Annotated in this window: 14 protein-coding genes; 7 read left to right on the forward strand and 7 right to left on the reverse strand. The window is 59.1% G+C overall.

Annotation, left to right across the window (positions count from 1 at the left end):
* Positions 1 to 43 precede the first annotated feature (43 nt).
* From BS630_RS27555 to BS630_RS27585, 7 genes are all read right to left on the reverse strand, one after another.
* Positions 44 to 874, reverse strand: coding sequence for a shikimate dehydrogenase family protein (locus tag BS630_RS27555; RefSeq protein WP_077979916.1), 831 nt, complete (start codon positions 872 to 874; stop codon positions 44 to 46).
* Positions 875 to 878: 4 nt separating this feature from the next.
* Positions 879 to 1,946 (reverse strand): Gfo/Idh/MocA family protein, encoded by a 1,068-nt coding sequence (locus tag BS630_RS27560; protein ID WP_077979917.1) that lies wholly within the window; start codon positions 1,944 to 1,946, stop codon positions 879 to 881.
* 45 nt (positions 1,947 to 1,991) lie between these two features.
* A complete protein-coding gene (locus BS630_RS27565) occupies positions 1,992 to 2,756 on the reverse strand; it encodes an amino acid ABC transporter ATP-binding protein (protein ID WP_077979918.1) in 765 nt (254 codons plus the stop codon).
* 53 nt (positions 2,757 to 2,809) lie between these two features.
* The gene (locus BS630_RS27570) at positions 2,810 to 3,451 is read right to left on the reverse strand and encodes an amino acid ABC transporter permease (protein WP_077979919.1); all 642 of its coding nucleotides are present in this window, start codon (positions 3,449 to 3,451) and stop codon (positions 2,810 to 2,812) included.
* Between the two features lie 10 nt (positions 3,452 to 3,461).
* The gene (locus BS630_RS27575; RefSeq protein ID WP_077979920.1) at positions 3,462 to 4,130 is read right to left on the reverse strand and encodes an amino acid ABC transporter permease; all 669 of its coding nucleotides are present in this window, start codon (positions 4,128 to 4,130) and stop codon (positions 3,462 to 3,464) included.
* Between the two features lie 29 nt (positions 4,131 to 4,159).
* Entirely contained in the window at positions 4,160 to 4,603 is a 444-nt protein-coding gene (locus tag BS630_RS27580; RefSeq protein WP_025397736.1) for a type II 3-dehydroquinate dehydratase, read from the reverse strand.
* 110 nt (positions 4,604 to 4,713) lie between these two features.
* Complete coding sequence (locus tag BS630_RS27585; RefSeq protein WP_003548449.1) at positions 4,714 to 5,544, reverse strand: transporter substrate-binding domain-containing protein; 831 nt, start codon at positions 5,542 to 5,544, stop codon at positions 4,714 to 4,716.
* 248 nt (positions 5,545 to 5,792) lie between these two features.
* On the opposite strand from BS630_RS27585, the gene BS630_RS27590 reads away from it, so the two are divergent.
* The 7 genes from BS630_RS27590 to BS630_RS27620 all read left to right on the forward strand — a co-directional run bounded on the left by BS630_RS27590 (position 5,793) and on the right by BS630_RS27620 (position 12,389).
* Positions 5,793 to 7,688 (forward strand): bifunctional sugar phosphate isomerase/epimerase/4-hydroxyphenylpyruvate dioxygenase family protein, encoded by a 1,896-nt coding sequence (locus BS630_RS27590; RefSeq protein ID WP_077979921.1) that lies wholly within the window; start codon positions 5,793 to 5,795, stop codon positions 7,686 to 7,688.
* Between the two features lie 227 nt (positions 7,689 to 7,915).
* Positions 7,916 to 9,559 (forward strand): cytochrome-c oxidase, cbb3-type subunit I, encoded by a 1,644-nt coding sequence (gene ccoN / locus BS630_RS27595; protein ID WP_077979922.1) that lies wholly within the window; start codon positions 7,916 to 7,918, stop codon positions 9,557 to 9,559.
* A 3-nt stretch (positions 9,560 to 9,562) separates the two neighbouring features.
* Entirely contained in the window at positions 9,563 to 10,315 is a 753-nt protein-coding gene (gene ccoO / locus BS630_RS27600) for a cytochrome-c oxidase, cbb3-type subunit II (protein WP_077979923.1), read from the forward strand.
* Between the two features lie 18 nt (positions 10,316 to 10,333).
* The gene (locus BS630_RS27605; RefSeq protein WP_077979924.1) at positions 10,334 to 10,504 is read left to right on the forward strand and encodes a cbb3-type cytochrome c oxidase subunit 3; all 171 of its coding nucleotides are present in this window, start codon (positions 10,334 to 10,336) and stop codon (positions 10,502 to 10,504) included.
* Positions 10,495 to 11,373, forward strand: a complete 879-nt coding sequence (ccoP, locus tag BS630_RS27610; protein WP_077979925.1) for a cytochrome-c oxidase, cbb3-type subunit III — start codon at positions 10,495 to 10,497, stop codon at positions 11,371 to 11,373. The genes BS630_RS27605 and ccoP overlap by 10 nt, the downstream gene beginning before the upstream one ends.
* The gene (locus BS630_RS27615; RefSeq protein ID WP_003546173.1) at positions 11,373 to 11,564 is read left to right on the forward strand and encodes a hypothetical protein; all 192 of its coding nucleotides are present in this window, start codon (positions 11,373 to 11,375) and stop codon (positions 11,562 to 11,564) included. The genes ccoP and BS630_RS27615 overlap by 1 nt, the downstream gene beginning before the upstream one ends.
* Before the next feature lie 18 nt (positions 11,565 to 11,582).
* Positions 11,583 to 12,389 (forward strand): DUF2189 domain-containing protein, encoded by an 807-nt coding sequence (locus BS630_RS27620; protein ID WP_077979926.1) that lies wholly within the window; start codon positions 11,583 to 11,585, stop codon positions 12,387 to 12,389.
* Positions 12,390 to 12,401: the final 12 nt, after the last annotated feature.

Below are 12,401 nucleotides of genomic sequence, written 5' to 3' on the forward strand. Positions count from 1 at the left end.
CCGAAAACCGCTCACACTTTCGGCATCATGCTCTGAATTTGCATCATCCGAGTTTGGCGATGGCACGCAGATTGTCGGCCGTCGTCGTCGGGAATTCGAAGAATTCGAGATAGGCGGGGATCTGTTCGAACAACATGTCCGTCCCAACCTGAAATGCACAGCCGCGCGCCCGCACGGCCTCGAGAAAAGGGGTTATCTCCCTCGTCAGCACGACTTCGCCGACGAAGGTCGATGGCGAGATGCGGTCGATATCGATCGGCAACGGGTCACCCCGTCGCATGCCGAGAGGTGTCGCGTTGACGACGATGTCGAAACCTTCAGGATCAGCGGAGCCGACCGTCACGTCAAGCTGTGGATAATACTTCCTCAGCCTGTCCAGCAGCGCGGTGGCGGTCGTCTGGTTGGCGTCGAAGATGGCGAGATGCTCCACGCCTGCCTGCGCCAAGGACGCCGCGATCGCCGAGCCGACCCCGCCGGCACCGGCGATGAGCGCATGGGCTCCTTCAACCTTTTTACCCTTGCGCAACACGCCGCGAACGAAGCCCTCGCCATCGAACATGTCACCGATCAGCCTGCCGTCCGAACCGAGACGGACCGCATTGCACGAGCCGGCGACTTTCGCGTTGGTCGACGTTTCGTCGAGCAGCGCCATCGTCGAAATCTTGTGCGGCATCGTGATCAGAGCGCCGTGGATATTGGATAGCCGGAACAGAAGTTTCAAAAACGCCGGATAGTCCTCCGGCCTGCAGCCCATCGGCACGACGACGGCATCAATTCCGTTCTTCTCGAAGTACGGATTGTAGATCAGCGGCGCCTTGAACGACTCCGTCGGATAGCCGAGGTGCGCGATGAGTTTGGTCGTCCCGGTGATCATGTGGTCAGGCTTTCTGGGGATCGGAAGAGGCGCTGGCGTCCGCGAGGTGGATCATCTGTCCCCAGCGCGCCGATCTTTTGATCGCCTCGACGACCCTGAGCGTGGCGAGGCCCTCCCGGCCACTCACCAAAGACGTTGCATCGCCACGAATGACGTCGCAAAAATGTCTGAGCTGAACGCAAAGGGGATCGGCTGTTTGGTAAGGCACGCGCTCCTGAGCAAGCGCCTCGAGCCAATCCGGCCTCGAGGAACTTGTCCAAAGCGTCGGATCGGGAATTCCGAGCGAACCCTTGGTGCCGCCGATCTGGTAGCAGAATTGATCGTAACGGGGAAAAGCAGGGTTCTCCCCGGTGGTCGCCTCCCAGCTCCAGGGCGCGGCCACGGCATCGCTGCCGTTGAGGGTGGCAAGGACCCCGCTTGCAAAACGCAGCGTGACGACGGCCGTATCCTCGACGGCATGGTTCCGCACGGCGTGCGATTCCATCGCATGGACGGCTTCGACCTCACCGAAGAGATATCGGAAGAGATCGACATCGTGGATCAGGTTGACGAAGACCGGGCCGGCGCCCGCTTCGCGCCGCCAGGGGATGTCGAAATAGTCGTCGGGCTTGGCGACCCAGAAGGTGCCGTGCACCGTGACGATCTGGCCAAGCCTTCCGCCGTCGACGATCTGCTTGACCGCCTGGATCATCGGATTGTGGCGCCTGTGATGGCCGACCAGCAGTGGGATGCCTGCCTTCTCGCCGGCGGCAACCAGTGCTGCAGCAGCATCGACATCGTCGGCGATCGGTTTCTCGATCAGAGCGGGGATGCCGGCAGCGACGATCTCCATTCCGTTCTCGACGTGAAGCTGGTTCGGCGTTGCGACGATCACGCCGTCAGGCCTGTCCTGGACGCGGATGTCTAAGAAGCTTCGGTACCATCGGGCGCCGACAGTCTCGGCGAAGTCGCGACCGGCGGCGGAAGGATCGATGACCGCCGAGAGAACCGTTCCCGGCTCGGACATGATGCGCTCGACGTGGCGCCTGCCGATGAGGCCGGCTCCCATGACTGCAATCTCTAGCGACTTCATTGCAGGCTCCCATAATTTGCCAGACGCATCGAAACCTTGAGACCCTTACTTCCGCAGGATTTCTCCGAGGAATTTCCTCGTTCGCTCATGCTGTGGGTTTGTGAAGAACTCGGCCGGCCGGGCTTCCTCGACGATCGCGCCGCTGGCCATGAAGATCACCCGATCGGCGACCTGGCGGGCAAAGCCCATCTCGTGCGTGACGCAGATCATCGTCATGCCCTCATCGGCCAGCGCGATCATCGTATCCAGCACCTCCTTGACCATCTCCGGATCAAGCGCCGACGTCGGCTCATCGAACAGCATGACTTTCGGCCGCATGCAAAGCGCGCGGGCGATGGCGACACGCTGCTGCTGGCCGCCCGAAAGCTGCACCGGATATTTGTCGGCCTGCTCGAGGATCTTGACCCGCTCGAGCAGCCCGCGTGCCCTTTCCTCGGCCTCCGCCTTGCCGACGCCGACTGCCTTCATCGGCGCCAGCATGCAGTTCTGCAGTACGGTCAGATGCGGAAACAGATTGAACTGCTGGAAGACCATGCCGACTTCGCGACGGATCGCATCGATGGTCTTGGCCTGATTGCCGAGAAGAATTCCGCCGACGCGGATTTCACCTTTCTCGTAGGTCTCGAGATGGTTGATGCAGCGAATGAGCGTCGACTTGCCGCTGCCGGAAGGCCCGCACAAGACGATCCTCTCGCCGCTGCGAACCGATATGTTGATGTCGTGCAGGGCTTGAAAAGCACCATACCACTTCTCCACCCGCTCCATGGTGATCATGGTTTGCCCGCCTTGAGCGGGACTGGGACTGGTCATCGGTAGAACTCCATATTGGCGGGCTGGACAGCGTCGAGGACGAGGGATGCGGATCAGCGCGCGGAGGCGGCAAACTTTCGTTCGAGGCGGGCGCCAAGAATCGTCAGTGGGCAGCACATCACGAAATAGAGAATGCCGACGATGCCGAAGACCGTCAGCGGTTGGAAGATCTGGTTGGAGATGATGTTGCCGGCTCGCGTCAGCTCGGTGAAGCCGACGATCGATGCAAGCGAGGTGCCTTTGATCAACTGCACCAGGAAACCGATCGTGGCGGGCAGCGAGATGCGCAGCGCCTGCGGCAGGATGACATCCTTCATGCGTGAGACGTAACGGAGGCTGAGAGCCTTTGCCGCTTCCGTCTGGCCGCGCGGAACCGCTTCGATCGATCCGCGCCAGATCTCGCCGAGATAGGCGCTGGCGTGCAGTGTCAGTCCGATGGCAACGGCCACCCAGGCGTCGAGCATCAGCCCGACCAAAGCAAGGCCGTAATAAACGACGAAAAGCTGCATCAGCAGAGGCGTTCCCTGGAAGACGGCGATGTAGCCGGCCGTGACGCGTTCCAGCAGCGGCAGGCCCGAGGCACGGGCAAGGGCGACGCCGAGCCCTGCAATGCCACCGCAGACAAAGCCGACGGCAGACAGGAGCACGGTCCATTTCAGGCCGATCAGGAGGAAGACGAATTCTTCGTGACCCATGGAATTCCTCCTACTTGACCGGATATTTGAAGTAGCGCGCCGAAAACAGCGCGAAGATGCGCATCATCAGCCAGGAGATCACGAAATAGAAAACGGTGACCGTGAAGTAGACCTCGAAGCTGCGAAAGCTCTCCGACTCGATGCGCTGGGAAACGGAGGTCAGCTCATAGGCCGAAATTGCCGATGCGATGCTGGTGGTGAGCGTCAACAGGACGAACTGGCTGGTCAAAGACGGATAGATCGCCCGCAATGCCGGCTTGAGGATGATCAGCCGGAAAACCTGAGCCTTGTGCAGACCAAGCGCCAGACCGGCCTCCATCTGCCCCTTCGGGATCGACTGGACGCCGCCGCGAATGATTTCAATCGCGTAGGCGCCGCCGTTGATGCCGAGCGCGATAATCGCCGTCGGTGTCGGATCCAGCCTGATGCCCGCGAGCGGAAGCGCGAAGTAGATGAAGAAGATCTGGACCAGAAACGGCGTGTTGCGGATCAACTCGACGAAGGCGATGACCAGCCATCGCGCCGGCTTCAGGGCGGAGTCGCGGAGCGCAACGCCGCCAATTCCGATGATGATCGCCAGCAGCATCCCACAAATGGCAAGCAAGAATGTCCCGAGGCAGCCGAGCAGAAGGCTCGGCAGGCCATCTATGACCGGGGTGAAATCCAACTTATAATTCATGGCGATCCTTCTGATCCGACTTCCCGAGTTCAGTCCCGCTTGACCATTCCAGCCATCGCCTGGACGGCGAGTTCGTAGCCGTCGGCTCCAAAACCGATCATGATAGCCGTGGCAACGCGTGAGATCAGCGAATTGTGGTAGATGCTCTCGCGCGCATGAACATTGGAAATATGCAGCTCGATCTTCGGCGGGTCGAACATTTTCAGCGCATCGAGAAGAGCGATTGATGTGAACGTGTAGCCGGCAGGGTTGATGATGATGCCACAGGCGTCAGTCCGGGCCTGGTGCACGCTCTCGACCAGTTCGCCCTCGAAATTGGTCTGGCGAAATTCGACGTCGAATCCCAGGGCTTTTGCCTTGGTCACGCACCGTTTCCTGACGTCGGCCAGCGTCGTGGTGCCATAGATCGCCGGCTCGCGCTGACCGAGAAGATTGAGGTTCGGCCCGTTGAGCACAAAAATTGGTTTGTTCATGATCGCGCTCCTGGATGCGGGCCGAAGCCGGTCTCGAAACATGATGGTAGCGTTGGCGGGCATCACCAGGGATGCCCACCTCCTCGACTAAATGCTCGATTTATGAGCTTTCAGTTCGCCGCGAACGGAATGCCTTCCAGCGTTTCCGGGAATTCCGGGACCGGAACCTTCATCCACTTGTCGTAGACTGCCTTGAGTTCGCCGTTGGCCTTGATCTTGTCGATGAAGGTGTTGAGCGCCGCATTGATTTCCTTTTCGCCGAGACGCGTGCAAGCGCCGTTGTAGAGCTTCTGGAACTCAAGCTTGTTTTCGAATTCGCCCGGACGGGCCTTCTCCACCCGGTCCATGTAGAAGATGTTGCCGCCCAGCGTCTCGACCTGGCCGGACACCAGCGCCTGGACGCTCGGGGCATCTCCATCATAGCGCCGGATGGTCGTGCCCGCCGGTGCGTTCTTTGTGACCTGCGTGTCCTGGGCAGCCCCCTTGGCGACGCCGACCGTGAATTTGGCCATGTCGGCATTCGTCTTGATTTCAGCCGATTTTGGACCAATCAGAACAATGGCATTGGCAACATAGGGCTTGCTGAACTGCACGGCCTTTGCACGATCCGGCAGCATCGCCATCGTTGCGAACAGAACGTCGACACGGCCGGCCGTCAGTGCGGGAATGCGATTGTTGACTTCAAGCGGCACGAACTCGACCGAAACACCCAGTTCCTTGGCAAACAGCGTTGCGATGTCGGCGTCGAGGCCGTCCTGTTTGCCGCTGCTGGTCACAAAGCCCCAAGGCGGGTTGTCACCCTGAATTCCGACGATGATCTTGCCGCGGGCCTTGATTTCATCGGGCGTGATGGCGGCGGCCGGTTGCGCCAGGGTGACGGCAGCCACCAGGGCCGCGGCTCCGAGCATCGCGTTTCGGCGCGTCAGCATAGATTTGAACATGTGATTCCTCCTCCTTTGGCGGTCACTCGACCGGACAGCCACCTCACCTTTTGACTGTGAGAGGAATGATTGCCAGAGAGGAGCGCTCAAATCAACAGAGTTTTTCAAAATTATATGAGAATTTATAATAAGACACGCTATTTGAATTCCTCACGACATTTGCCATAATAGTAGCGATCGATTTTCCGGGACGCATCGTGGTGCTCGGCGTTCGTTTAATCTCGCACGGATATCGGAAGGGCTTTGACATGAGGACCTCGATTGCGACTGTAACGATCAGCGGCGAACTTCCCGAGAAGCTCGAGGCCATCGCCGAAGCGGGCTTCGACGGCGTCGAAATCTTCGAAAATGATTTCCTTGCCTTCGACGGAAGCCCGACGGATGTCGGAAAACTCGTCCGCGACCATGGCCTGGAGATCACCTTGTTTCAGCCATTTCGCGATTTCGAAGGCATGCCGGAGCCGCTGCGAAGCCGCACGTTTGACCGCGCGGAACGGAAGTTCGACGTCATGCAGCAGCTTGGAACGGATCTGGTGCTCGTCTGCTCCAACGTCTCGCCGGCCGCCATCGGCGGCATCGACCGGGCGGCGGCGGACTTTCATGAACTTGGCGAGCGTGCCGCCAAGCGTGGACTGAGGGTAGGCTACGAGGCGCTTGCCTGGGGCCGCCATATCAGCGACCACCGCGACGCCTGGGAGATCGTCCGTCGCGCCGATCATCCGAATGTCGGTCTTATCCTCGACAGCTTCCACACCTTGTCGCGCAAAATCGACGTCAATTCCATCCGCTCGATTCCCAAAGAGAAACTCTTCATCGTCCAGCTTGCCGATGCCCCTGATATCGACATGGACCTGCTCTACTGGAGCCGCCACTTCCGAAATATGCCGGGTGAAGGCGACCTTCCCGTCACGGCGTTCACCGAAGCCGTCGCGGCGACAGGTTATGACGGCTATTTCTCCCTGGAGATCTTCAACGACCAGTTCCGAGGCGGTTTGTCGCGTGCGATCGCTGCCGACGGCCACCGCTCGCTGCTCTATCTCGGCGACCAGGTACGACGCCATCTCGGCATCGGAAGCATGACCGGAGCGGCGATGCCGGAAAGGCCTTCCGTCAAGGGCGTCGGCTTCGTCGAGTTCGCCACGGACGAACAGGATGAAGTCGAGCTGGTTGCATTGCTGCGCACCCTCGGATTCAAAAGGACGGCAACCCACCGCACGAAAAAGGTCTCCCTCTTCGAACAGGGCGAGATCCGGATCCTCGTCAATGTCGATCAGGCAGGATTCGCGAACGCCGCCTACGCCGTTCACGGTACTTTTGCCTATGCCATGGCCCTGATCGTCGACGATGCGGCAAAGGCCTATGAGCGCGCGCTCGCCTTGGATGCCGAGCCATTCACCCAGCCTGTCGCGGACGGTGAGCTCGAGCTGCCCGCCATTCGGGGCGTGGGCGGCGGGATCGTCTATCTCATCGACGACAAGAGTGCATTGGGTCGCTTCTCCGAAATCGACTTTCAGCCGGTCACCGATGACAGCGCCGCGCCGTCTGCAGGCCTTTTGCGCATCGATCACGTCGCCCAGACGGTCGGCTACGATGAGATGCTCACATGGCTTCTGTTCTACACGTCCATTTTCGAAACGCGGAAGACCCCGATGGTCGATATCATCGACCCGGCCGGGGTGGTGCGCAGTCAAGTCGTCGAGAACGACACCGGGACGCTGCGCATTACCATGAACGGCGCCGAGAATCGCCGCACCCTGGCGGGACATTTCATCGCCGAGAAATTCGGGGCCGGCATACAGCATCTGGCATTTTTGACCGAGGACATCTTTGCAACCGCCAAAAACCTTCGTGCTTGCGGTTTCAGATCGCTGCACATTTCGCCGAACTACTACGACGACGTCGAAGCACGCTTCGGCCTCGATCCGGCTCTGACCGAGCGGCTGAAAGCGGAAAACATCCTCTATGACCGGGACGAGCATGGTGAATATTTTCAGCTCTATAGCGGAACCTATGGAGAGGGTTTCTTTTTCGAGATCGTCGAGCGTCAGGGTTACCGCGGCTACGGCGCGCCGAACGCAATTTTCCGGATCGCCTCTCTGAAGAAACAGATGCGACCGGAGGGAATCCCGAAAGACGCCTTTTGAGGTCCTGGTTTTACGGCCGAAGTGCTCACACCTCTTTCTCGGCAATCTGCATCGTAGCAGCCGTCATCTTCTGGCTTGATCAACGAGTTGGGGCCAGACTAAGTTATTTCGCATAAAACGTGATCCAGAGCCTCGCTGGACGATCTAGTCTATCTTCGCGCGTAGAACGGATTTGCCTTTCAACGCTTTGTGGAGCACCATCATCGGCACAGCCGGGGGATGGAACGATGGGACAGCTCACGAGCGGAGAGCGGGGGTCCGCGGCAGCCATACTTATCGCTTTGATGATTGTCGGTGTCATGATGGCGGCCGCTGGCCGCTTTGATCCCATCGGCATACACGGCGCTATCGTCCTCGTATATTGCGGCACGTTGTTCTGCTACATCCTGACTTCGGCTTTCAGCGAAGAACCGGATGCTTCGCGCTTTTCCAGCTACTATGACGACCCAATCAAGGTCGGCGTGGCCCTCACACTGGCGTGGGCGGTCTTTGGCATGTTTATCGGCGTCTGGGCAGCCGCACAGCTTGCCTGGCCGAGCCTGAATTTCGATACGGCGTGGTCGAGCTTCGGCCGTATACGGCCCGCTCATACGACAGGGGTGATCTTCGGCTTCGGTGGAAACGCCTTGATCGCAACATCATTTCATGTCGTTCAGCGAACATCGCGCGCAAGGCTGGCCGATCAACTCTCGCCGTGGTTCGTGATCTTCGGCTTCAACCTTTTCTGTCTGATCGCGGTCAGCGGGTATTTCATGGGCGTTACCCAGTCCAAGGAATACGCTGAAGCGGAATGGTATGCCGACCTCTGGCTCGTGATCGTTTGGATCGCCTATTTCGCGCTCTTCGTACGCACCTTGGCGCGGCGCAAGGAACCGCACATCTACGTGGCCAACTGGTATTATCTCGCCTTCATCATCGTTGTGGCGATCCTCCATATCGTCAACAACCTGGCAGTGCCGGTATCGTTCGGACACGCCAAAAGCTACACGGTCTGGCCCGGTGTACAGGATGCGATGGTCCAGTGGTGGTATGGGCACAACGCCGTGGCGTTTTTTCTGACGTCGGGCTTCCTTGGGATGCTCTACTATTATCTGCCGATCCGCGCTGAGCGGCCGATTTTTTCCTATCGATTGTCCATTCTCAGCTTCTGGGGGATCACCTTCTTCTACATGTGGGCGGGGTCCCACCATCTCCATTACACCGCGCTGCCTATCTGGGTGCAAAACCTTGGAATGACGTTCTCGGTCATGCTGCTCGTTCCGTCGTGGGCGTCGGCCGGGAACGCGTTGCTCACGTTGAACGGGGCTTGGCATCGCGTTCGTGACGACGCCACTCTTCGCTTCATCATGATGGCGGCGTTCTTCTACGGTCTGTCGACATTCGAAGGGTCTTTCATGGCAATCAGACCCGTCAACTCACTGTCTCATTATACCGATTGGACGGTTGGACACGTTCATGCCGGTGCGCTGGGCTGGGTCGCCATGATAACGTTCGGGGCGTTCTACACACTCGTTCCATCGATCTGGAAGCGCGAAAGGATGTATTCTGCAGCCCTGGTCGAAGTCCACTTCTGGTTGGCGCTTGCAGGCACGCTCATCTACGTCTTCGCCATGTGGAATTCCGGCATCATCCAGGGCTTGATGTGGCGCACATATTCAGCCGACAACACCTTAGTCTATTCATTCGTCGACAGTCTGCTGGCGATGTATCCCTACTACATCGCACGCGCTTTCGGAGGGCTGCTTTTCCTCCTTGGGGCGATCGTGGCGAGCTTCAATATCTGGATGACCGTCCGAACGGCTCCCGCCGTGAGAGCAGTTCACGACGCGCCCCTGACTTCGGGCCTTCTCGAAAATGCGCCGGCGGAGTGAGAGATGAGCGAACCTCTGCATGGAAGACTGGAACGGACGGCCGTCGGGTTTATGCTGGCTATCGTTGTAGCGGGTAGCGTCGGCGGGCTCGTCGAGATCGCCCCGTTGTTCACGATCCACGAGACGGTCGAGGACGCCCCGGACATGAGAGTGTATACACCTCTCGAGGCGGCGGGCCGGAACATCTATGTCCGAGAAGGGTGTTACGCCTGCCACAGCCAGATGATCAGAACGCTGCGGGACGAGGTCGAGCGATACGGTCCTTATTCTCTTGCGGTCGAATCCAAGTATGACCATCCCATGTTGTGGGGTTCAAAGCGCACGGGTCCCGATCTGGCGCGCATCGGCGGAAAGTATTCCGATCTCTGGCACGTGGCCCATTTGATCAACCCTCGCGAGGTCGTCCCGGAATCCAACATGCCGTCCTATCAATGGTTGGCGACAACCCCACTCGATCTTGCCGATCTGCGCGACCAAGTGGCGGCGCTGAGAACCGTGGGCGTGCCCTATACGGACGACATGGTCGCAAACGCGCCTGCCGATGCCTTCGGCCAAGCCAATCCAGACAGCGAGCAATCCTCAGGCGTCACGGAACGTTATGGGCAAGACACGCAGGTCTCTGCGTTTGACGGTGTAAAAACCAGAGTGACGGAAATGGACGCCATGGTCGCCTATCTGCAGGTGCTTGGCCGCCTCACGAAAGCTGCCTACCAGAACACTGCGGCACCGGAGCAGATGCCGAACCCCAACAATTGATTCCTCAGGGGATTTGAGATGGATGTTAGCCACGAAACCATGTTGGAACTGTCCAAGGTTTGGGGCTTGTTCTATCTCATCCTGTTTTCGATCGGGGTGATCATCTACACCTTCTGGCCTTCCAACAAGGCGCGTTTCGATCGGGCGGAAACGGACATATTCGATAAGGACGACACCCCATGGCGATAGAGGAAGTCGATCCCGTAACAGGCCGGAAGACGACGGGACACATGTGGAACGGCATCAAGGAGCTCGATACTCCTGTACCGCGCGGGGTTCTGCTCTTCCTCATCATCACGCACCTGTTCGCCGCTCTCTGGTGGATACTGTATCCGACCTGGCCGCTTGGAAGCACGTATACGAGGGGCCTGATCGGGACGGGTCAAAAGCAGGCGGTAGAGCGAAAGATCATAGAAGCCGATGCTTCGCGCGCGCCCTGGATCGAGAAGATCGAGACCAGTTCCTTCGATGAGATCCGTGCCGACGAAAAGCTGATGGCGAAGGTGGCCTCCAGCGGCCACCAGTTGTTCGGAGACAACTGCGCCGCCTGTCATGGAAGGGACGGCAAGGGCGGACGAGATTTCCCCGATCTTACCGATGACGACTGGCTTTGGGGTGGAGGACCAGAAAAGATCGTCCAGACCATGACGGTGGGGGTCAATACGACGCACTCGCAAAGCCGCGTGTCCCAGATGCCTGCGTTCGGAACAGACGAAATGCTCAACCGAAAACAGGTGAGCGACGTCGCCGCCTATGTCTATTCGTTGAGCAATACGTCCACCGAGGCCGCAGACGCCAGCCAGATAGCTGCGGGCCGCGAGGTGTTCATGGCTAGCTGCGTGGCATGCCACGGCGAAGACGCCAAAGGCAAACAGGATGTGGGTGCGCCGAACCTGACCGATGGCCGCTGGATTTACGGCGGGGGCATCGAACGGATCGTCCAGTCGATCCATGGCGGACGGCAGGGACATATGCCCACCTGGGACGAACGCCTCAGTCCCGCTGAGATAAAGATACTCGCGCTTTATGTGAACAAGCTGGGTGGGGGTCAACAGTGATGCCCGAAGCCAAGAGACCTATACCACGCGCTTTCAAGTGGCTGCTGATCGGGCTGACCGGGGCGATCTTTGTCGGCGCTAACGCCCATTTTGTTTACATGGCGATCGCCACCCAGCCCGCCTGCATCGAGCATATCAAGGAAAAAGGGCAGCAGCCCAACCAATTCAGGGCCGCCGCTTCAGCTTGCTGAACGCACGAGGAGGATCAGATGCCGCAGGACGACACTTCCGGCCGATATCGGAGCGAGGTATCGGGGATACAGGAGACGATGAATCCCGAGTGGCAGCGGCATCTGCCCCTCGGCGCTCCTCTCGGTTGGCTTGGCCAAGGCTGGCAGGACTTGATCCGGCAACCCTGGCCAAGTCTGGCCTATGGGTTCGTGGTGTTCTTACTCGCGCTGATGGCCACCGTGATGCTGTTTCGGCTCGATAGCGACTATCTTCTCTTTCCCGCATTGGCGGGCATATTGATCGTCGCCCCGCTCTTTGCCGCAGGGCTCTATGTCAAGAGCAGGAGTTTGGCGAACGGGGAACGCACCACGTTTCGTGAGATGTTATTCGTCCGGCCGAGAGCTGGAGGGCAGGTGTTTTTCACGGGGATGCTGCTGTGCATGGTGATGCTGCTCTGGATGAGGGCGGCGGTTATTATCTACGCGCTCTTTTTCGGCGTTAATCCGTTCCCCGGCCTTGATGGCGTAGCAAGGCTATTGGTCACCACCCCCTCGGGCTGGGGCATGCTGATCGTCGGCTTGTGTGTGGGCGCATTGTTCGCTGGATTCGCTTTTGCAATCGGGGTGTTCTCAATCCCGATGCTTCTGGATGAGCGCATAGACGCCTTCACGGCGATGGGCGTTAGCGTTGTCATGGTCTGGAACAACATGGGACCCTCAATGGTCTGGGGTGCGATCGTCCTCGCCCTCTTTCTCGCCAGCCTGCTGACGGGACTTGTCGGACTGATCGTCGTTTTTCCTTTGCTCGGCCACGCCACATGGCATGCCTATAAGGCAATGAGGTAGCGAGGAACGGAC

It is taken from the genome of Rhizobium laguerreae (genome assembly GCF_002008165.1).
Classification (GTDB): domain Bacteria; phylum Pseudomonadota; class Alphaproteobacteria; order Rhizobiales; family Rhizobiaceae; genus Rhizobium; species Rhizobium laguerreae.